At 68.0% G+C, this 20,903-nt stretch carries 17 protein-coding genes and 1 pseudogene; 10 read left to right on the top strand and 8 right to left on the bottom strand.

Features of this window, described 5'->3' with window-relative positions; genetic code table 11:
* The first annotated feature begins 137 nt into the window (after positions 1 to 137).
* Positions 138 to 1,559 (top strand): purine-cytosine permease family protein, encoded by a 1,422-nt coding sequence (locus tag APZ15_RS36730; RefSeq protein WP_027792493.1) that lies wholly within the window; start codon positions 138 to 140, stop codon positions 1,557 to 1,559.
* A 132-nt stretch (positions 1,560 to 1,691) separates the two neighbouring features.
* Here the strand turns inward: APZ15_RS36730 and APZ15_RS36725 are convergent, their stop codons facing one another.
* The 4 genes from APZ15_RS36725 to APZ15_RS36710 all read right to left on the bottom strand — a co-directional run bounded on the left by APZ15_RS36725 (position 1,692) and on the right by APZ15_RS36710 (position 8,737).
* On the bottom strand, positions 1,692 to 3,971 hold the full coding sequence (locus APZ15_RS36725; RefSeq protein ID WP_027792494.1) for an FdhF/YdeP family oxidoreductase: 2,280 nt from the start codon (positions 3,969 to 3,971) through the stop codon (positions 1,692 to 1,694).
* 124 nt (positions 3,972 to 4,095) lie between these two features.
* Complete coding sequence (locus APZ15_RS36720; protein WP_027792495.1) at positions 4,096 to 6,921, bottom strand: ATP-dependent Clp protease ATP-binding subunit; 2,826 nt, start codon at positions 6,919 to 6,921, stop codon at positions 4,096 to 4,098.
* Positions 6,922 to 7,549: 628 nt separating this feature from the next.
* Entirely contained in the window at positions 7,550 to 7,819 is a 270-nt protein-coding gene (locus tag APZ15_RS36715; protein WP_027792496.1) for a hypothetical protein, read from the bottom strand.
* 102 nt (positions 7,820 to 7,921) lie between these two features.
* Positions 7,922 to 8,737, bottom strand: a complete 816-nt coding sequence (locus APZ15_RS36710) for a family 1 encapsulin nanocompartment shell protein (RefSeq protein WP_021157952.1) — start codon at positions 8,735 to 8,737, stop codon at positions 7,922 to 7,924.
* 439 nt (positions 8,738 to 9,176) lie between these two features.
* Here APZ15_RS36710 and APZ15_RS36705 point away from each other — a divergent pair, with 439 nt between their 5' ends.
* Positions 9,177 to 9,566, top strand: a complete 390-nt coding sequence (locus APZ15_RS36705) for a GIY-YIG nuclease family protein (RefSeq protein ID WP_021157953.1) — start codon at positions 9,177 to 9,179, stop codon at positions 9,564 to 9,566.
* Positions 9,567 to 9,742: 176 nt separating this feature from the next.
* Here the strand turns inward: APZ15_RS36705 and APZ15_RS36700 are convergent, their stop codons facing one another.
* On the bottom strand, positions 9,743 to 10,804 hold the full coding sequence (locus APZ15_RS36700) for a Dyp-type peroxidase (RefSeq protein ID WP_027792497.1): 1,062 nt from the start codon (positions 10,802 to 10,804) through the stop codon (positions 9,743 to 9,745).
* Between the two features lie 368 nt (positions 10,805 to 11,172).
* Between APZ15_RS36700 and APZ15_RS36695 the strand changes: the two genes are divergently transcribed.
* The 5 genes and pseudogenes from APZ15_RS36695 to APZ15_RS36675 all read left to right on the top strand — a co-directional run bounded on the left by APZ15_RS36695 (position 11,173) and on the right by APZ15_RS36675 (position 14,651).
* On the top strand, positions 11,173 to 11,574 hold the full coding sequence (locus APZ15_RS36695; protein ID WP_034196217.1) for a LysR family transcriptional regulator: 402 nt from the start codon (positions 11,173 to 11,175) through the stop codon (positions 11,572 to 11,574).
* Positions 11,571 to 12,020: a phosphate-starvation-inducible protein PsiE gene (locus tag APZ15_RS36690; protein WP_027792498.1), complete on the top strand. Its 450-nt coding sequence runs from the start codon at positions 11,571 to 11,573 to the stop codon at positions 12,018 to 12,020. Before APZ15_RS36695 ends, APZ15_RS36690 begins: the two co-directional genes overlap by 4 nt.
* A gap of 80 nt (positions 12,021 to 12,100) precedes the next feature.
* Entirely contained in the window at positions 12,101 to 12,556 is a 456-nt protein-coding gene (locus tag APZ15_RS36685; protein WP_027792499.1) for a DUF1269 domain-containing protein, read from the top strand.
* 34 nt (positions 12,557 to 12,590) lie between these two features.
* A complete protein-coding gene (locus APZ15_RS36680; protein ID WP_027792500.1) occupies positions 12,591 to 12,845 on the top strand; it encodes a hypothetical protein in 255 nt (84 codons plus the stop codon).
* Positions 12,846 to 13,226: 381 nt separating this feature from the next.
* Positions 13,227 to 14,651, top strand: a pseudogene (locus tag APZ15_RS36675) (aminotransferase-like domain-containing protein).
* A 34-nt stretch (positions 14,652 to 14,685) separates the two neighbouring features.
* Here the strand turns inward: APZ15_RS36675 and APZ15_RS36670 are convergent.
* Complete coding sequence (locus tag APZ15_RS36670) at positions 14,686 to 15,846, bottom strand: NAD-dependent formate dehydrogenase (protein ID WP_027792501.1); 1,161 nt, start codon at positions 15,844 to 15,846, stop codon at positions 14,686 to 14,688.
* 235 nt (positions 15,847 to 16,081) lie between these two features.
* Here APZ15_RS36670 and APZ15_RS36665 point away from each other — a divergent pair, with 235 nt between their 5' ends.
* Complete coding sequence (locus APZ15_RS36665; RefSeq protein ID WP_049096615.1) at positions 16,082 to 17,662, top strand: FAD-dependent oxidoreductase; 1,581 nt, start codon at positions 16,082 to 16,084, stop codon at positions 17,660 to 17,662.
* On the top strand, positions 17,652 to 18,029 hold the full coding sequence (locus APZ15_RS36660; protein WP_027792502.1) for a DUF5594 family protein: 378 nt from the start codon (positions 17,652 to 17,654) through the stop codon (positions 18,027 to 18,029). Before APZ15_RS36665 ends, APZ15_RS36660 begins: the two co-directional genes overlap by 11 nt.
* A 49-nt stretch (positions 18,030 to 18,078) precedes the next feature.
* Here APZ15_RS36660 and APZ15_RS36655 read toward each other — a convergent pair whose 3' ends face one another.
* Entirely contained in the window at positions 18,079 to 18,297 is a 219-nt protein-coding gene (locus tag APZ15_RS36655; protein WP_027792503.1) for a DUF6566 family protein, read from the bottom strand.
* 131 nt (positions 18,298 to 18,428) lie between these two features.
* Here APZ15_RS36655 and APZ15_RS36650 point away from each other — a divergent pair, with 131 nt between their 5' ends.
* On the top strand, positions 18,429 to 19,067 hold the full coding sequence (locus APZ15_RS36650; RefSeq protein ID WP_027792504.1) for a MarC family protein: 639 nt from the start codon (positions 18,429 to 18,431) through the stop codon (positions 19,065 to 19,067).
* 48 nt (positions 19,068 to 19,115) lie between these two features.
* On the opposite strand, the gene APZ15_RS36645 is transcribed toward APZ15_RS36650, so the two are convergent.
* Positions 19,116 to 20,705, bottom strand: a complete 1,590-nt coding sequence (locus tag APZ15_RS36645; protein ID WP_027792505.1) for a PAS domain-containing hybrid sensor histidine kinase/response regulator — start codon at positions 20,703 to 20,705, stop codon at positions 19,116 to 19,118.
* Between the last annotated feature and the right edge of the window lie 198 nt (positions 20,706 to 20,903).

The raw sequence follows: 20,903 nt of genomic DNA, 5'->3' as shown, positions 1-20,903 counted from the left end.
CGCTTCGGCCGACATCGCCGCGCGTGCACGCGGCGCGTCGTCGCTCGCGTATCCGGACCCGATTGCAGGCGCGCAGCCCAACGCGCGTCGGCTGAAACGGCAAGCGCGCATCGCCGCGCAGGACAGGAGACTTCACCATGACGAACGTGGACCGCAACGCGTCCCCGATGATAGAGAAACACACGATCGGCTACGTGCCGCCCGCGGAGCGCCACGGCAAGGTGCGCGACCTGTTCACGCTCTGGTTCGGCGGCAACATCGCGCCGCTGCCGATCGTGACCGGCGCGCTCGGCGTGCAGCTCTTTCACCTGAACCTGATGTGGGGCATCGTCGCGATCGTCGTCGGCCAGGCGGTCGGCGGCGTGCTGATGGCGCTACATTCCGCGCAGGGGCCGCAAATGGGCATCCCGCAGATGATCCAGAGCCGTGCGCAGTTCGGTTCGTGGGGCGCGCTGCTCGTCACCGTGATCGCGGCCGTGATGTACGTCGGCTTCTTCGCGTCGAACATCGTGCTCGCCGGCAAGTCGGTGCACGGCATCGCGGCGTCGGTGCCGGTGCCCGTCGGCATCGTGATCGGCGCGGTGGGCTCGGGGCTGATCGGCATCGTCGGCTACCGCTTCATCCATATCTTGAACCGCATCGGCACGTGGGTGCTCGGCATCGGGATCATGGTCGGCTTCTGGATGATCCTCACGCACGTGACGACCGACGATTTCCTGACGCGCGGCGGCTTCGACTTCGCGGGCTGGCTCGCGACGGTGTCGCTGTCGGCGTTGTGGCAGATCGCGTTCGCCCCGTACGTATCGGACTATTCGCGTTATCTGCCGGAGGACGTCGGCGTCGCGTCGACGTTCTGGGCGACCTATCTCGGCTGCACGATCGGCTCGACGCTCGCGTTCATCTTCGGCGCGGTCGCGGTGCTCGCGGTGCCGGCCGGCGCGGACACGATGGATGCGGTCAAGCAGGCGACCGGCCCGCTCGGCCCGCTGATGCTCGTGCTGTTCCTGCTGAGCGTGATCAGCCACAACGCGCTGAACCTGTACGGCGCGGTGCTCGCGGTGATCACGTCGGTGCAGACGTTTGCATACAAATGGATTCCGACCGCAAAAACCCGCGCGGCGGTGTCGGTCGTGATCTTCGTTGCGTGCTGCTACGCGGCGATCGGCGCATCGACGAACTTCGTCGGCAACCTCGTCGATCTCGTGCTCGCGCTGCTGGTCGTGCTCGTGCCGTGGACGGCGATCAACCTGATCGACTTCTACGTGATCCACAAGGGCAAGTACGACATCCAGTCGATCTTCATGGCGGACGGTGGCATCTACGGCCGTTTCAATCCGCAGGCGCTGCTCGCGTATGCGATCGGCATCCTCGTGCAGATTCCGTTCATGAACACGCCGATGTATGCGGGCCCGATTCCCGCGTATCTCGGCGGCGCGGACCTGTCGTGGCTCGTGGGGCTGGTGCTGACGTCGCCGCTGTACTACTGGCTCGCGACGCGCGACAGCGCGTACCGGCGCAGGCAGGGCGGTGCGCATCTGCCGCCGACTGCCGCGCAGTAAGCGGGGCGCCTTTCGAAGCGGAGCAGGAAGAGGGGGCCACCGCATCGGTCGAGATGCGGTGGCCCGTGGCAGCGTTTCGACATGACGAAGGCAGGCACGCGGCGGGTGACGCACCGCAAGCCTGCCCTCGCATCAGACGACCGCCGAGCGCGCGACGCGCACCGGCACCGACTTGTACGACGGCGTGCCGCTTTCCTTGTCGATGTAGTCGAGCGGCACGAGCACGTTCGCTTCCGGGTAGTACGCGCCGACCGAACCCGGCGCGATGTCGTACTCGATCGCGGTGATCTTCTCGAGACGCAGCGTGCGGCCCGATGCGGTGATCGTCTCGATGTCGACCAGGTCGCCGTGTTCGAGCCCGTACTTCGCGAGGTCGGCCGGGTTCATGAACAGCACGTCGCGACGCCCGAACACGCCGCGATAACGATCGTCGAGCCCGTAGATCGTCGTGTTGTACTGGTCGTGGCTGCGCAGCGTGATGAGCCGCAGCACCTGCTCGCCGCCGAGCACGTCGGCATCCTCCTTCACGCCCTTGTAGACCGAGAACATCGCCTTGCCGGTCGGCGTCGGCCACACGCGCTCGGTGGGCGGCAGCGGCAGCCGGAAGCCGCCCGGCGTGCGGATGCGCTCGTTGAACGCCTCGAAGCCGTCCACCGTGCGGTCGATCAGGTCGCGGATGCGGTCGTAGTCGGCGATCAGGTCGAGCCATGCGACCTTGCTGTTCGGCAGCGTCGCATGCGCGATCCCCGCGACGATCGCGGGCTCCGAGCGCAGCTGGTCGGACGCCGGCTTGAGCTTGCCGGCCGACGCGTGGACCATCGACATCGAATCCTCGACGGTGATCGACTGGCGGCCGGTGGCCTGCATGTCGAGTTCGGTGCGGCCGAGCACCGGCAGGATGAAGGTTTCCTTCGCGACCAGCAGGTGCGAGCGGTTCAGCTTCGTGCCGAGATGCACGCTCAGGTCGAGCTTCGCCATCGCCGGGAACGACTGTTCCGGATCGGGCAGCGCGACCGCGAAGTTGCCGCCGAGGCACAGCAGCGCCTTCGCGGTGCCGTCGATCATGGCCTGCATCGCCTGCACCGCGTCGTGCCCGTGATGCGCGGGCGGCGTGAAGCCGCACACGTCCTCGATCTTCTTCAGGAACTCGGCCGACGGCTTCTCGGTGATGCCGACCGTGCGGTTGCCCTGCACGTTCGAATGGCCGCGCAGCGGGCACACGCCGGCGCCGGGCTTGCCGATGTTGCCGCGCATCAGCAGCAGGTCGGCGATCAGGCGCACGGTTGCGGTGCCCTTGTTGTGCTGCGTGACGCCCATCCCGTACGTGACGATCGTCGCGTTCGACTTCGCGTACGCGATCGCGACCTGTTCGAGCTGCGCCTGGCTGAGGCCGCTCGCGCGTTCGATGTCGTCCCACGACGTGGCTTCGAGGTCGGCCGAGAACGCGTCGAAGCCGTTGGTGTGCTGCGCGATGAAATCGCGGTCGAGCACGTTGCCTTGCTCGGCTTCGAGCTTCAGCAGCGCCTTCATGATGCCCTTCAGCGCGGCCGCGTCGCCGCCCGCGTCGACCTGGTAGTACGTCGACGCGATCCGCGTCGAGCCGAACGACGCCATCTCGATCATGTCCTGCGGGTCCGCGAAGCGTTCGAGCGCGCGCTCGCGCAGCGGGTTGAACACGATGATCGGCACGTTGCGCCGCGAGCACTCGTGCAGCGTGCCCATCATCCGCGGGTGGTTCGTGCCGGGGTTGTGGCCGATCGAGATGATCAGCTCGCAGTGGTCGAAATCCTCCAGCGACACGGTGCCCTTGCCGATGCCGATCGACTGCGGCAGGCCGACGCTGGTCGGCTCGTGGCACATGTTCGAGCAGTCGGGGAAGTTGTTGGTGCCGAGCTCGCGCGCGAACAGCTGGTACAGGTACGCGGCTTCGTTCGATGCGCGGCCCGACGTGTAGAACTCGACCTGCTCCGGCGGCAGCGCGCGCAGCACTTCGCCGATGCGGGCGAACGCATCGTCCCACGCGATCTCGCGGAACGTGTCGGTCGCGCGATCGTAGACGAGCGGATGCGTGAGCCGGCCCATGTTCTCCAGTTCGTAGTCCGACATGCGCAGCAGCGACGACACGGTGTTCGCCGCGAAGAACTCGGGCGTCACGCGCTTGGTCGTCGCTTCCCACGTGACGGCCTTCGCGCCGTTCTCGCAGAACTGGAACGTCGACTTGTGTTCCTTGTCGGGCCATGCACAGCCGGGGCAGTCGAAGCCGTCGGGCTGGTTGGTCCGCATCAGCACGATCGGCGCCTCGATGGTTTCCATCTGGGTGCGCACCGCGTCGGCTGTCGCGCGAAGCGCGCCCCAACCGCCGGCGGGCCCGTCGTACTTCCTGATGCCTGGCACTTCGCGTCGATTTGTCATGGTGAATCTCCAATAGCCGGGCCCGGTGCGGGTGGCTCGGTTGCGCCGTGTCGCGGCGTGGGGCGGCTCCGTCCGGCGGACGGAGCCGGTCATGCGTGCCCCGGATTGCAGGGCATGCGTTGTTTTAGTGTGCGTCCTTCTTCGCGCCGGACGACTTCTTGCCGGGTTTCGCCGCGGGCGGCGGGGCGTCGGCGGGCGTGTCGTCCGGTTTCGCGTCTGCTGCCGCCCTGGCGGCCCGGCCGTTGGGCTTGGCCTTGCCGTCGGCGTCCTTCGCTTCCTTCGCTTCAGGCGCGGCGAGCTTGTTGAACTTCACTTCGTCGCTGTCCTTGTCGTAGTCGACCTCGCACTTGTCGCCCGACTTCAGCCGGTCGGCGAGGATCTCCTTGGCGAGCCGCGTCTCGATGGTCTGGCGGATCTGGCGCTTCAGTTCGCGCGCGCCGAACTCCGGCTGGTAGCCGGCTTCCGTCAGGTGCTCGACGAGCGAATCGCCCATCACGAGCGTGATGTCCTGCGCGGCGGCCGTGCGGATCACGCGGTCGAGCTGGATCTGCACGATCGAGCGGATGTTCTCCTTCGACAGCGCGTGGAAGACGATCACCTCGTCGATGCGGTTCAGGAACTCGGGGCGGAAATGGCCCTTCAGCACCTGCATCAGTTCCTCGCGGACCGCCTTGTCGGTCTTGCGCGCGGCTTCCGGCTGCGTGAGGTTGTCCATGATGATCGCCGCGCCGAGGTTGCTCGTCGCGATGATGATCGTGTTGCTGAAGTCGACCACGCGGCCCTTGCCGTCGGTCAGGCGGCCGTCGTCGAACACCTGCAGCAGCACGTTGTACACATCCGGGTGCGCCTTCTCGATCTCGTCGAGCAGGATCACGCTGTACGGGCGGCGCCGCACGCGCTCGGTGAGCTGGCCGCCTTCGTCGTAGCCGACGTAGCCGGGCGGCGCGCCGATCAGCCGCGCGACCGCGTGCCGCTCCATGTACTCGGACATGTCGATGCGGATGATCGCCTGCTCGTCGCCGAACACGGTCTCGGCGAGCGCCTTCGCGAGCTCGGTCTTGCCGACGCCCGTCGGCCCGAGGAACAGGAACGTCGCGATCGGCCGGTGCGTCTGGCCGAGCCCCGCGCGCGACAGCCGCACGGCATCGCTGACGGCCACCACCGCGTCGCTCTGGCCGACCACGCGCTCGCGCAGCTGCTCTTCCATCTTCAGCAGCTTCTGGCGTTCTTCCTGCGTGAGTTCGGACACGGGGATGCCGGTCAGGCGCGACACGACCTCGGCCACGGATTCGACCGTCACCTCGAGCGTCTCGGAGCCCGTCTTGCGCTGCCACGCCTCCATCTTCTCGTCGACGGCCTTCTGCTTCGCGTTGATCTGCTCCTCGAACTGCTTCGCTTCGTCGAAGCGCTTGCGCGAGGTCGCGTAGTCCTGCTCGCGCTTCAGTTGCGCGATCTGCGCTTCGCCTTCCTGAATGTCGACCGGGCGCGACGTCGCGCCGATCCGCACGCGTGCGGCGGCCTGGTCGATCAGGTCGATCGCCTTGTCGGGGAGGAAGCGCGACGTGATGTAGCGGTCGGCGAATTCCGCGGCCGCGACGAACGCGTCGTCGGCGAACGTCACCTGGTGATGCGCCTCGAGGCTGTCGCGCAGCCCGCGCAGGATCACGATCGTCTGCTCGACGCTCGGCTCCGGCACGAACACCGGCTGGAAGCGCCGCTCGAGCGCGGCGTCCTTCTCGATGTACTTCTGGTATTCGTTGAGCGTCGTCGCGCCGATCAGGCTCAGCTCGCCGCGCGCGAGCGCGGGCTTCAGCACGTTCGCGATGTCGAGGCCGCCTTCGCCGCCGCCCTGGCCCGCGCCGACGATCGTATGCAGCTCGTCGATGAACAGGATCAGTTCGTCCTGCTTCGCCGTGACTTCGTCGATCAGCTGCTTCGCGCGCTCCTCGAACTCGCCGCGATACTTGGCGCCTGCCACCATCGAGTTGATGTTGACTTCGACGAGCCGCTTGTCGCGCAGCACCTCGGGCACGTCGCCGTTGACGATCCGCTGCGCGAGCCCTTCGACGATCGCCGTCTTGCCGACACCCGGCTCGCCGATCAGCACCGGGTTGTTCTTCTTGCGGCGCGCGAGCACCTCGATCGTGCTCTCGATTTCCTGCGCGCGGCCGAGCACCGGGTCGAGCTTGCCCTGGCGCGCGATCGCGGTGAGGTCGCGGCCGAACTTGTCGAGGTTCGGCGTGCCGGTCGGCGCATCGACGCGGCCGTCCTCGGCACCCTTGCCGACCACCTTCACGACTTTCTGGCGCAACGCCTCGGGCGTCACGCCGTATTTCTTCAGCAGCGTGCCGGCGACGCTGTCCGGCACCGACGCGAGCCCGATCAGCAGGTGCTCGGGGCCGATGTACGAATGGCCGAGATCGCGCGACGCCTGGAACGCGTACTGCACGGCCTTCTTCACGCGCGGCGAGATCGACAGCTTGTCGAGCGGCGCATCGGGGTCGGCCGTGCCGGTGTGCGCGTGCTCGTCGATGTACGACCGGATGTCCTGCGGCGACAGCTTCAGTTCCTTCAGCAGCGCGGCGCACACGTCGGTGTCCGCGAGCGCGTAAAGCAGGTGTTCGGAATCGAGTTCGCTGCGGCGCAGCTCGTGCGCCTTCTCGGCCGCGCGCTGCAGCAGTTCCAGCGTCTGCTCGCTGAACGCGTCGGTCGGGTCGACCGATTCGCGCGGGACTTCGGCGGCGAGCGGCGATTCGTCACCGAGCCCGCCGAACAGCGACGACGAGCCGCCGCCCAGCAGCGAATCGAACGGGTTCAGCATGCTTTGATGCCGCATCAGCTGACGGAAGTGGTAGTCGCAGATCGAGATGGTCTTGCGCTCGCCGTCCTGCATCACGGTTGCGCGCGCGACGGCCGGCCGGGCGTGGCAGATATCGCAAAGTGCGGGCATGGTGGTCTGGCTCCTGTCGGTGAAAGTGGGTCGAAGGGTGAAGTCCCGATGCGGTGCGGCGCTTGCGCGGCCCGACCGCGAACGCACGACATGAAGCAGGGCGGCACGGCGGCGCGCGGGCCGTGCCCGGGCTGTCGCGCAGTGCGCGCCGGCGTCGTGCGCGGTCGCGGTCAGGACGGCAGGCGTGCGTGCCGGGAGGAGCCCACGGCATCGCTTCGACTGCGTTCAAAATAGCGAATCGGCGGAGGCCATCCAAGACACAGTTCCACGCCGGCCCGGCTGCGAATTGCACCCTCGGATGCGGGCGCGCACGGGCGAAGAGGAGCACAGACGGGCGGATGCACGGCGGCTCGGGCGTGCGCGGTACGCGTAACGTGCGGTGACCGGAAAGCGGAGCGGGCGCCACGCGAACGGGGGGCGGTGCGACATGGGCGCGCAGGGCGCCGGTGGCAGGTGGATGGAGGGCGCCGCGGGTGGTCGGGCGCGACGGAAGCGCCGCACGGGGGACGTGCGGCGAGCGGCCGGATGCAACCGTGCGCGCACCGCGGACGATGCGTGCGTGGCGGCCGAAGGAGCAGGCGGGTTGCACGGTCCGGACCGGACAGGGCGCAACCGCGGCGTGCCGCGGTCAGTCCGGGAGGGTCATCGCGAGCCGTTGCCGGGCGATCTGCTTCACGTCCGTTGACAGTGCCGCATCCGGCAGGCCATTGGCCCAGACGGAGAACGAATCCTCGATCAGGTTGCGCGTGTCGGGCGGCAACTCGGCCAGGACCAGCGACAGGACGGTGAACAGCACGGCGGTGTCGCCGGCCTGGCGGCTCGCGTTTGCGTCGACCGCCTTCTTCAACTGGTCGACCGACGCCTGCAGCGCCTGTAATGCCTCATTCGACTCGCTCATCACACACTCCATGCAAAGTGGGTTCGATCGGCGACGAACATGCAGCCGGCGGTGCGGCCGGCCGCGTGCGACGCCCGGCGGGCATCGCGCGGACAGCCGAGGTCAGGCCGTTGGGTTGCCCTGCGGTGCGACGGCCACCGATGCTTCGCTCGTCAGCATCAGGAACGTGAACGTTTCGCGCAGGTACAGGCGGACGACCTTGTCGGTATGGCTCGTGTAGCCGATCGATACGTCTTCCCCGAGATGCAGCTCGTAATCGCCGCCGCGCGTGGACAGCACGCAGCCGCCGCTGATCGCCGGCGCCCAGATGATCTCGCCGCTGACGATCCGTTTGATATGGCCGAGGACCGGATAACCCTGGTCGCGCGCCTCGCTGAGCGCCGTGTACGCATCCGAGCCGAGCACCACCGAATACGGGCCGTCGACGCCGGCCAGGCGGAGCGCCTCGAGCGCATCGCTGATCGCGTCGGGATACGCGCTGACGTCCGCCGGCAGCGTGAGCTTGCGGTTCGACGTGCCTTCGCGGATGCCGACGATGCCGGCGGCCCGGTAGCCGTCGAAGATCGCGTTGTCTTCGGCGAACGCGAGCCGCTGCGCGGCGTCCTTCGCCGGTTGCCAGTCGGCATCGCGCGCGCCGCGCTCGACGCTGTCGATCGCATCGCGGCTCAACTCGAACGGCACCGTCAGCTCGACGATCGTGCGGACTTCGCGCAGCCGCGCGTTCACGTGCTCGCGGGGCGCGTCGACGGCGACCAGGTGCCCGGTGCCGACGGCCGACAGCTCGGGGCCTTCGGGGCCGTCGACATCGACGACGCGGCGGCCGGCCACCGATCGTTTGAACGTGCGTGCCACTTCCTCCTCGATTTGTTCCCAGGCGGAAGACGAGATCGGGGCGAGTTCGCGGTGCAGGTTATTCATGGATTTGGATTGCCTCACGTCAGCGGAAACACTTGATGGCGGGCCGATCGGCTGACGGGCTGTGCGTGATGCCAGCCTGCCGATCGCGGACGAAAATGAATATTAGCAGGCTCGATCGACACCGCTGCAGCACAAATCGAAACGACACCGTGCGGTCGCGCAACTGTGATGCAATTCGTGTGGTGCGGGTGTGGGCGAACGCGGAATGCCGCGACTGGATTGCCGCGATACCCGGGGCGTGCCGGCGGCACCATCACCCGGGCCGCGTTCAACGCTGTGCGGAATCAATTCCGGTCGACGTCCTGTCGCGAGTCGTGCATTCTTACGAACATTCATCCAGCCGGGTTTCTGCCAGCAGGGGTTGGGCGGTCGTCGGAGCCGGGCCCGGATGAATCATAGACGCAGCCTATTGATGCTTCACAACAAGTGGAGGTCGTTCATGGCATTGCAACTCGTTTCGCCCGAAGACAAATACATGCTGAAGACGGGCGTCATCAATCACGAGGATGTCATCGGGCATTTGCGGCAGGTATTGAACGCGTTTGCCGCGAAGCCGGAGTACAGCAAGTTCTATATCGGCATCACCAGCGACCTGTACACCCGGCTGGCGAAACATCGCGCCACCAAGCCTGACTTCAAACTGATGGCCCCGATCTATCTCGAAGCGCACAACCTGGTCGGGAACGCGTTCGACCGTCTGGAGCGCAAGGCCATCGAGACGTTCCGTACCGGCATCACGCACCCTCAATCCGGCGAACGGCTGCTGGCATGCAGCAACGGCCCGGGCGGGGCGTTGCCGAAGAACTGGCTCTATATTCTGGTGGGTTGAGTCGCGTGGGCGGCGTGCCGGGAATGCAAGCCTGCGCGCGTCACTGCCCATAAGCGGTGGCGCGGTGGAGGGGGCTGTTGCGCAGCGCTGCACGCGCGCTCCGGCCGACTGAGCCGCGGCGGCTCCGGACCCGCCCGGCGCGCGGTCGCGCGCCGGACGGCCATCGGCACCCGGCGTTACGACGGGATGCCTTTCAGCGAGCCGATTTTCAGCGAACCGTCGCGATGCGGCGCGGACGGCGACGCTTCCGGCTGCGCGGCGTCGGCGGCCGGCGCCGCGCGATCGGCGAGCGCTTCGAGCAGGTCGGCGGACGGCACGAAGAACAGCGAGCCGGTGACCGCGCGGCTGTAGTCGAGCAGGCGGTCGTAGTTGCCGGGCGGCCGGCCGACGAACATGTTCTCGAGCATCTGCTCGATCGGCGCCGGCGAGCGCGCGTAGCCGATGAAATAGGTGCCGAATTCGCCCGCGCCCGGGCGCCCGAACGGCATGTTGTCGCGCAGGATCTTCACTTCCTGGCCGTTCTCGTCGAGCGTGGTCAGCGAGCTGTGCGAGCACGACGGCTTCACGTCCGGCGCGAGTTCGATATCCGACAATTTGGTGCGGCCGATGATGCGCTCCTGCGTCTCGACCGCGAGCGCGTTCCAGCCGGCCATGTCGTGCAGGTACTTCTGCACGATCACGTAGCTGCCGCCCGCGAATTCCGCGTCTTCGTCGCCGATCACCGTGAAGTCGACCGCCTCGCGGCCTTCCGGGTTCTCGGTGCCGTCGACGAAGCCGATCATCGCGCGCTGGTCGAAATTGCGGAAGCCGTGCACCTCGTCGACCACCGTGACGGCATCGCCGAGCGCGCCGAGCAGCTGCGTCGCGAGTTCGAAGCACAGGTCCATCGCTTCCGCGCGGATGTGCAGCAGGATGTCGCCCGGCGTCGCGACCGCGACGCGCTGCCCCGCGCCGAACTCGCGGAACGGATGCAGCGCGGCGGGGCGTGGGTCGCCGAACAGCGCGTCCCATGCGTCGGCGCCGAAGCCGCATACGCAGGTGAGGTTGCCGCCCGGCACGCGCTTGCCGACCGAGCGCACGAGCGCGGCGATGTCGCCGCACCATGAACGGATCGTGTCGGCGTGATCGGCGCCGGGATTGATCGTCGCCACGAGGAAGATCGCGCTGCGCGTGATCGGGCTGTGAACGGCCTGGGAGAGCGGGGGAGGTGTCTGCATCGTGGGCTGCCGGTCAGTCATGTCGGGACGGGCGGGCCGTGGCGCGCGAAGGCGAACGGTTGAACTGTGTCATGCGACTGTTCTCTTGGTGTCATGCGGATGAAGGACGTCGCGCGTGCCTCGCGCAACGGGCCGCGGCGGTGGCGGCCGGCCGCGCGGCGCGTGACCGGCCCGCACCGCGTAACGTCGTCGAGCAAGCAATCTAGCAGCTTCGGCGGGGCTTTGGAACCCGTATCGCCGAACTGTCATGCGAATGCGTCAAACAGGGCCGGTTTTCGGGCGGCGCGCGCGCAGCTGTACTCCTGGCGTGCGCGGCGCTGTGCTCTTGAGCGTGCGCGGCGCGTGCAGTAGATTAGGTTCCGCTGCGCCCGCCGACGAGGAGCGTCATCATGAACCTGCTGGAAGCGATGCGTGTGTATGTCGCGGTGGTCGAGCGTGGCGGCCTGTCCGGCGCGGCGTCCGAACTGCGGCTCGACGAAGCGCAGGTGAGCGAACGGATCGACTGCCTCGAACGGTATCTCGGCTGTCGCCTGCTGCTGTGCCGCGAGCACGACGACGTGGCCTGCTCCGATGCGGGCGTCGCGTTCCACGTGTGCTGCCGCCGGACGCTGTCCGCGGTCGAGCAGGCGATCGGCGCGGCCGGCCCGCACGCGCCGGCGGTGCAGGATGCGCTCGACGCGGCCGACGCGCCCGACGTGCCCGATAGCGGGGCTGTGCATGCTGCCGCGCGCGACGCGGCGTTCCCGCCACCCGGCGCCGTTCAAGTTTCCTCAACGCCACTGTCACCTTGAATACGACCACCATTCCCAGCTCGCCGGCCGAGCGCATTCGCCGCCGCTTCGGCCATTTCCTTCACGCGGCCGAGCTGGCCGGGCTGATCGTGATCGGGCTCGCGACCGCGTTCGCAATGGCGCAGGAAGCGTGGAAGGTCGTGCTGGCGGGCGAAGTGTCGCTGACCGACCTGCTGCTGATGTTCCTGTACCTGGAAGTGCTCGCGATGGACGTGCGCTACCTGCGGCTCGGCCGGCTGCCCGTGCGGTTTCCGCTGTTCATTGCGATGACGTCACTCGCGCGCGACCTGATCCTGCGCGGGGCGACCGACAGCCCCGAGCGGATGCTGATGACGACGTTCGGAATCGTGCTGCTCGCGGTGGGCGTGCTGATCCTGAGTTTCGGCCAGCATCGCTTTCCGGCGGATGTCGACGATGTCGAGGACGATGTGCATGCGCGCAGGTGAGGAGCGGGCGGCGTGCCGCATGCGGTGCGGCGGCTGTAACCGGCCAAACTGACTAACCAACCAACCGAGCGAGGTATCGAATGACCAGGCAACTGATCGTCGCCGTGTTCGGCAGCGTCGACACGGCCCGTCGGGCCGCGAGCGATTTCGAGGCGCTGTCGGACAAGCATGAGGGATTCCACATCGAGAACGGCGTCGTCGTCGAGAAGGACGCCACCGGCAAGCTCGCGGTGCTCGATGCCGAATCGCGGCCGTTCAAGGGCGGCGTGATCGGCGCGATCGCAGGCGGGTTGCTCGGGCTGCTCGCCGGGCCGCTCGGCGTGGTCACCGGCATGGCGGCCGGCGCGGGGGCCGGCATTCTCGCGGAAGCGGCCGGCAATGCGCTGCTCGACGGCACGTTCGTCGAGACGATTGCGGCGCGGCTCGTGCCCGGCAGCGTCGCGGTCATCCTCGAAGCGAAGGAGGACACGCCGTTCTCGGTCGACAACGTCGTGACGGGATTCGGCGGCAAGGTGTTCCGCCAGACGCTCGATTGAGACGCTTCCTTTCGACCTGCTTCGGGAGAACCGCATGCGCATCGATCAATCGTACCGGCGCTTCGACATCGCGGCGACGTTGACGCCGCTGCCCGGCAGCGGCAAGCGCGCGATCGCGACCGTCGACGTGACGACCGACGATCCGGCCCGCGTCGCCGATCTCGGCACCGGGCAATTCCTGCAGATCCGCAAGTGGGTCGAGTCGAACGACGTCGCGTGGCTGACGGTGGTGTTCGACGAGTGCAAGGTCGCGATCGACCACTACGCGGACAACGTCGACGACGCTTGATCGCACGCGAGGCCCGCGCATGACCGGGCTTCGCGTGATGGCCGCCCGCCGGCCGGCGGCAATACGCGAGCCCATGCTCCTGCAGGGGGCCCGGTGAATGGCCCCGCGCCGGGCCGTGCCGTCGCGTTCGAATCTGTTCACCACGCCGGCCGGATTTGGCGTTTCCTCGCCAAACTGTCACTTACATTCGTCGAAATGACGCAGTAGGATGCCGAACCTTGTCTAGATGAGATTCGCGTTGCTATCCGCCTTCAATTTCGATAACGGACGAGGTTCGAACCGGGACCCCCGCGCCCGGGCACGGCTATCCGGCTTCGTGCACCGGCGCGGCCATGCCGCCCGTGCACCGCAGGCCGGTTCATCGCTGGCGGGGCGAGGCGGATGAAGCTCTACGAGAAATTTGCAAACGACGTAGAGAGACTCATCCGGCAAGGCGTATATCGACACGGCGATCGTGTGCCGTCGGTGCGGCAGGCAAGCCAGCAGCACCGGATCAGCATCACGACCGTGCTGCACGCGTATCTGCTGCTGGAAAGCCGCGGGCTGCTCGAAAGCCGCCCGCAGTCCGGCTATTTCGTGAACCTGCGGCGCGACGATGGCCATGCGCCGGTGCGCGAGCTGCGACCGTCGAAGCCGATCGCGATCTCGTCGTCGGTCGACGTGAGCCGGCTGGTGCTGTCGACGCTGCGCTCGATCGGCACCGACGACGCAGTGCCGCTCGGCTCGCCGTACCCGGACCCGAGCCTGTTTCCGTTCGAGAAGCTGAACCGCTACGCGTACGCGGCCGGCCGCGACAAGTCGCTGTGGGGCGTGACGGACGGATTGCCGCCCGGGCATCCGCGGCTGATCCGTCAGATCGCTCGGCGCTACCTGGAAAACGGGATGTCGGTGGACCCGAACGAGATCATCGTGACGGTCGGTGCGACGGAGGCGATCAACCTGTGCCTGCAGGCGGTGGCGAAGCCGGGCGACACGATCGCGGTGGAATCGCCGACGTTCTACGCGATGCTGCACGCGATCGAGCGGATGGGGATGAAGGCGATCGAGGTCGCGACGCATCCGGAATACGGGATCGACATCGCGGCGCTGGCCGCGATCGCGAAGTCGCAGCCGATCGCCGCGTGCATGGTGATGCCGAACTTCCAGAACCCGCTCGGCTTCCAGATGCCCGACGAACGCAAGCGCGAACTGGTCGAGTTCGCCGCGAAGGCCGATCTGCCTGTCATCGAGAATGGCGTGTAGAACGAACTGTACTTCGGCAACATGCATCCGAGCACGCTGAAGTCGTTCGACCGCCACGACATCGTGCTGCATTGCTCGTCGTTCTCGAAGAGCCTGACGGCGGCGTACCGGATCGGCTGGGCGCTGCCGGGCCGCTATCGCGAGCAGGTCGAGAAACTGAAGTTCCTGAACACGCTCGCGACGCCGTCGCTGCCGCAGCTCGCGATCGCGGAGTTTCTCGAACGCGACGGCTACGAGCATCACCTGCGGCGGATTCGCAAGGCGTATGCGCAGCAGGCGAACCTGATGCGCACGATGGTGTCGCGGTTCTTCCCGGAAGGCACACGCATTTCGAGCCCGGCGGGTGGTTACGTGCTGTGGGTCGAGTTGCCCGTGCAGGTCGACGCGATGCGGCTGTACCAGCTCGCGCTGGAACAGGGCATCACGATCGGGCCCGGCTACATGTTCTCGATCGCGGACAGCTACCGGAATTTCATCCGTCTCAACTACAGCAGCCCGTGGTCGCCGGAGATCGAGCAGGCGGTCGTGACCGTCGGCAAGCTCGCCGCCTACTGCGTCGACTGACCCTACCGCCGCGCGTCGGGCGCGGCGCGTGGCGTCACGTCAGCCGGTACGACTGCGCGCCCGTTCCCGCGAGCGTGCCGCCGTCGACGATCAGGTATTCGTTGCGGATCGGCTTGCCGTCGAACCAGCACTGCAGGATCTCCAGCGTGCCGGCCGCATAGCGTGCCTGCGCGGACAGCGACGTGCCGGAGATGTGCGGGGTCATCCCGTTGAACGGCATCGCGCGCCACGGGTGATCGGCCGGCGCCGGCTGGGGAAACCACACGTCGCCGCCGTAGCCCGCGAGATGCCCGGACGTGACGGCATTCACGACCGCGTCGCGGTCGACCAGCTTCGCGCGGGCGGTGTTGATCAGGTACGCGCCGCGCTTCATGCGCGCGATCATCGCCGCGTCGAACAGGTGCTCCGTCGACGGGTAAAGCGGGATCTGCAGGTTGACGATGTCGACGGCGCTCGCGAGCGACGCGGCATCGGCGTGATACGTGAGCGCGAGTTCCTGCTCGACCGACGCGTCGAGCCGGTGGCGCTGCGTGTAGTGCAGCTGCAGGCCGAACGGCTTCAGCCGCCGCAGCACGGCGAGCCCGATGCGCCCCGCGCCGACCGTGCCGAAATGCATGCCCTCGACGTCGTAGCTGCGCGACACGCAATCCGCGATGTTCCAGCCGCCTTGTTGCGCGATCGCATGCGACGGCAGGTAGTTGCGCACCAGCGCGAGCGTCGTCATCACCACGTGCTCGGCCACGCTGATGCTGTTCGAGCCGGTGACTTCGGCGACGGTGACATGCGCGCGCGCGGCGGCGTCGAGATCGACGTGATCGGAGCCGATGCCAGCCGTCAGCGCGAGCTTCAGCTTCGGCGCGCGGGCAATCCGTTCGGCCGTCAGGTACGCGGGCCAGAACGGCTGCGAGATCACCACGTCTGCTTCCGGCAGCCGGCGCTCGAATTCCGAATCGGGGCCGTCCTTGTCGCTCGTGACGATCAGCGTGTGGCCGTGCGCCTCCAGATAGCCGCGCAACCCGAGCGCGCCGGACACCGAGCCGACGAGTTCGCCGGGCCGGAAGCCGGGCGGGCCGGCGGGCGTCGGCGCGGTTTGCCCGTCCGCGTAGTGCGTGATGACCGGAATCGCGTCGCGCACGTAGCGCGGCGGGTAGCCGTCGACCGGATCGGGGTAGAGCACGCACAGGACGGTGGCCATCGGGTAGCACTCCTGGTGAAGGGGGGGATGTGGCACGCGGATTGCGAGGACGCGCGACGCGCCCTCGCAGGCAACGGGTGTGTTGCGCCGCAACGTTGATGACGTTCTACGCCCGTCATGGCTCGCGTACAAGCTACAGTCGGTGTTTGCGTGCGCTGCGGAGGCGTCTGTACCTGTTCTTTTCAAATGGGATGTCGATAATGGGATCGTTACCTGACTTTCCGGGAGCCACGTCATGACTGGAAGCGACGCTTCGTCGTCACGCCCCGACCTCACGCAGGGCATCGCGCTCGACGATCTCGCCGACGGCGCGATGATCGAGGGCCATGTCGGCGATACCGCGGTGCTGCTCGTGCGCCGCGCCGACGAACTGTTTGCCGTGGGCGCGCAGTGCCCGCACTACGGCGCGCCATTGGCCGACGGCCTGCTGGAGGGCGACACGATCCACTGCCCATGGCATCACGCGGCGTTCTGCCTGCGCACGGGCGCATTGCTGCGCGCACCGGCGCTCGACGGGCTCCCGTGCTGGCGCGTCGAACGCCGCGACGGCCGTGCCGTCGTGCTTGATGCGCGGCCGGCTGCCGCGCCTCCCACGCTGAATGCGGCCGGGCTGCCTGCGTCGGTGGTGATCGTCGGCGGCGGCGCCGCTGCGATCGCGGCCACCGTGACGCTGCGGCAGGCGGGTTATCCGCATCCCGTCACGATGCTTACCGCCGATGCCGATCCGCCGTACGACCGGCCGAACCTGTCGAAAGACTATCTCGCCGGCACGGCCGACGCCGACTGGCTGCCGCTGCGTGCGCCGTCGTTCTATACCGACCACCGGATCGACGTGCGGTGCGGCACGCGTGTCGCGCGGATCGACCCCGCGCGGCAGGCGGTCGAACTGGCCGACGGCAGCCGTGTCGGGTACGGCGCGCTGCTGCTGGCAACGGGCGCCGAGCCGAACCGGCTGAGCGTGCCGGGCGCGGATCTGCCGCACGTGTGCGTGCTGCGCTCGCGCGCCGATTGCGACGCGCTGATCGCCAAGCTGAAAACGGCCCGCCGCTGCGTGGTAGTCGGCGCGAGCTTCATCGGGCTCGAAGCGGCCGCCGCGTTGCGCACGCGCGGGCTCGACGTGCAGGTCGTCGCGCCCGATGCGCATCCGATGGCACGCGTGCTTGGCGAAGCGCTCGGCGACACGATCAAGGCCCTGCACGAATCGCACGGCGTCGTGTTCCATCTCGGCGCGACGCCGGCGCGGATCACGCCGGACAGCGTGACGCTGTCGACCGGCGACGTGCTGCCGGCCGACGTCGTGTTGGTCGGCATCGGCGTGCACCCGAACGTCGCGCTCGCGCAGGAAGCGGGGCTGGCCGTCGAACGCGGCGTGACGGTCGACCGCTTCCTTCAGACGAGTGTGCCCGGCATCTACGCGGCCGGCGACATCGCGCGCTGGCCCGATCCGTTGACGGGCGAGCGCATTCGCGTCGAGCACTGGGTCGTCGCCGAGCGGCAGGGCATCGTCGCGGCGCACAACATGCTTGGCCAGCAGCGCCCGTTCGACGCGGTGCCGTTCTTCTGGAGCCAGCATTACGACCTGACGATCAACTACGTCGGGCATGCGGAGCAATGGGATCGCGTCGAGATCGACGGCGACCTCGGCGCACACGACTGCGCGATCGCGTACTGGCGCGGCGACACGCGGCTTGCGGTCGCGACGATCGGCCGCGATCTCGACAGCCTGAAGGCAGAAGCGGCATTCGAGCGGCAGATTGCAGCCGCACGACGGCCGCGTGACGACATGATTCGAACCCGGAGGCAAGATGAGTCCTGAAATCCGCGCACGTTTCGAAACCGAGTTTGCGCCGCGCATCGCGGCGCGCGTGCTCGGCCTGTATCAGCCTGGTGAAGTGCGCGTGGAAGTCGTGCCGCACGACGGGCAGGGGAGCCCGACCTGTGTGGACGTGATCGGGCTCACGTCGACGGTCGGGCTGCCGAACCGGTTGAACGCGCGGCTCGCGTGGCGCGACGATGCGATCGCTGCGTTGCTGGCCGAGCCCGACCGCAGCCGCTTCGACCGCTATCTCGCGTCGCTGCCGGTCACGATCGAGCGCTGGCAGATGGAATTGCCGGTCGACTTCAGCTCACGGACCCAGCGCGACCGCGAAATCCTGATCGGCGATCTCGATTTCGATGCGTGAAACGCACGGCGCGATGCCCGCCGGCGACGCGGCGACGAACCGCGCGACGTTAACGGTCGCGTGTCTTGATGATCACGCGGCCCTGGTCGATGCCGCCGCGCAGCGCTTCGTCGCACGTGAGCCATTCGGGCGTGACGAGTTCGGGCGCGGGCAGGTCGACCGGCGCGCCGTCGCGGAAGATCCGCACCTGCGCGACCCATGCGCCGTTCGCGTTGCGCGTCGCCTCGACGCGAATCTCGTGATCCATGAAGGTGTCGGTGGCTTGCATCGGTCGGGGCCCTCCGTGCGTGAACGCGGTGCGTCGATCGTAGCAGCATGGCGCGCGCCGTGCACCGGAAACGAAACGGAATTTGCGTGCGATTCGGTCTACGAACCGACGAGTGAGACGGGAGCGAACCTGTGGCCTTCGACCTGACCTTTTCGATCAAGGTGTTCGCGGCGCTGTTCGCGATCATGAACCCGATCGCGAACATCCCGGTGTTCCTGTCGCTGACGGAAGGCGCGGCGGACGGCGTGCGCCGCAAGGTCGCGCTGACGGCCGCGATCGGCGTGACGGTCGGCTGCATCGTGTCGGCCGTCGCGGGCGGCGCGATCCTGCACGTATTCGGCCTGACGATCGACGATTTCCGCCTCGCGGGCGGGCTGCTGGTGCTGCTGATCGCGCTGTCGATGCTGCACGGCGCGCCGAGCCGCCAGCATTCGCCGGGCGAGGACGAGGGCGCCGACCCTGCGGCGGCCGAGAGCGTCGCGATCTATCCGCTGACGATCCCGCTGCTCGTCGGCCCCGGCACGATCGCGACGATGATCGTGCTCGGGCACAGCGCGTTCTCGACCGGACAGGAACTCGCTTTCGCGCTCGGGCTCGCCGCGTTTCTCGTGCTGCTGGCCGTTTCGTTGCTGTCCGCGCCGCTGATCGGGCATTACCTGTCGCCGCGCGTGACGGCGGTGACCCAGCGCCTGATGGGGATGATCCTCGCGGCGATCGCGATGCAGATGATCGTCGCGAGCCTGAAAGCCGCGTTCGGGTTGCCGCATTGAATGCAATGCCGCGCCACGGCGAGCCGTGCGGCAGTTCGAGCACGGGCGTTACGACGGACGCCGAATCCCGCGTGCGACACGCTGCAGCAGTGCGTCGAGCACGTTGATCTCGACGGGTTTCACGAGGTGCGCGTCGAAGCCCTCGCGTTCGGTGCGTGCGAGGTCGGACGCGCGCGCGTGGCCGGACAGCGCGACGCAGGTCGTGTCGCGCAGCGCGTCGATCGCGCGCAGTTCGTGCAGCAGCGTGAAGCCGTCGACGTCGGGCATCGTCAGGTCGAGGATCATCAGTTGCGGCGCGTAGTCGCGGGCGAGCGTCAGCGCATCGCCTGCGTTGTATGCGACGCGCGGCGCATGCCCCTTCACCTTGAGCAGCACGGCGAGCGTGTCGGCCGAGTCGCGGTTGTCGTCGACGATCACGATGCGCAGCGGCGTGGTGTCCGATGGCGCGTGCGCCGCCGGCTCGCGCGCGCCGGCCTGCTCCGCACGTCCCGTCCGTGTGATCGGCAGCCGCACCGTGAACGTCGCGCCGTGCCCGGGCCCGTCGCTTTCCGCGGAAATCCGCCCGCCGTGCAGTTCGACGAACGTCCGGCAGATCGCGAGCCCGAGCCCGAAGCCGCCGGTCGGCGAGCCACCCGACGCGCCTCGCTGCTCGAACAGGTCGAAGATCGTTTCGAGCGCGCCGTGCGCGATGCCGACGCCATGATCGGTGACGCGGATGGCGACCACCGGCCCTTCCACCCGTGCGCCCACGTCGATCCGCCCGCCGTGCGGCGAGAACTTCGACGCGTTGTCGAGCAGGTTGTGCAGCACCTGGACGAGCCGTGCATCGTCGCCGTGCAGCAGCACGGGATCGGCCGGCAGGTCGACGTGGAGGTGCTGCCCGCGCGCGGCCAGCTTCGGCTGGATGCTTTCGACGCCGCGGCACACGATGTCGCGCACGGCGACGGGGCGATCGTTCAACTCGACCTTGCCGGCCGTGATGCGGCCGACGTCGAGCAGATCGTCGACGAGCCGTGTCAGTTGCCCGACCTGGCGATGCACGGCGTCGCGGCATTGCGCGAGCACGGGTGCCGGATCGGGCAGGCTCTGCAGCACGCCGACCGAATGGCGCAGCGGCGAGAGATGGTTGCGCAGCTCGTGCGCGAGCATCGCGATGAACACGCTGAGCCGGTGCGTGGACGCTTCGAGTTCCTCGAGCCGCTTGCGCTCGGTCATGTCCCGCGTGATCTTGATGAAGCCGCACAGCTGGTTCACGTTATCGTGCACGGGGGCGATCGTCACGCTCGCCCAGAACTGCGAGCCGTCCTTGCGCACGCGCCAGCCTTCATCCACGAAGTGGCCCCGCGCGGCCGCCTCGTCGAGCCCGTGCGACGGCCGGCCGGCCGCGATCGCATCGGGCGGATAGAAGCACGAGAAGTGATGGCCGACGATCTCGGCCGCGCGATAGCCCTTGATGCGCTCGGCACCCGCGTTCCACGTCGCGACATTGCCGTGCGGATCGAGCATGAACACCGCGTAGTCGGTAATCGAGCCGACGACCGTCTGAAAACGGAACTCGGCGAAGCGATGCACCAGGTCGCGCGCATCGGGTAAACCGGGCGGCGGATGGGAGCGAGGGGAGTCGTCGTCTTTCTTCATCGTGTGGCAGGTCGAAGACGGGCAGGCAAACGCTGCCCGGCCGCCGCCGGGCGCGCCGGCGGTGGCCACATCAAACGGATTGGCACCCCGGAAAGCATAAGGGAACTCAATTCGGCTGATCAATGGGCGCGCATCGCCCGTGCCTCCCGTCCGCATGCCGTGCCGCGGCCGCCCGGCCACACGTAGCGGCAAGCAGCG

The sequence above is a fragment of the Burkholderia cepacia ATCC 25416 genome (assembly GCF_001411495.1).
Lineage (GTDB): Bacteria > Pseudomonadota > Gammaproteobacteria > Burkholderiales > Burkholderiaceae > Burkholderia > Burkholderia cepacia.
The sequence above is the reverse complement of the archived record's forward strand: the minus strand, read 5'-3'. Positions and strand labels throughout refer to the sequence as shown.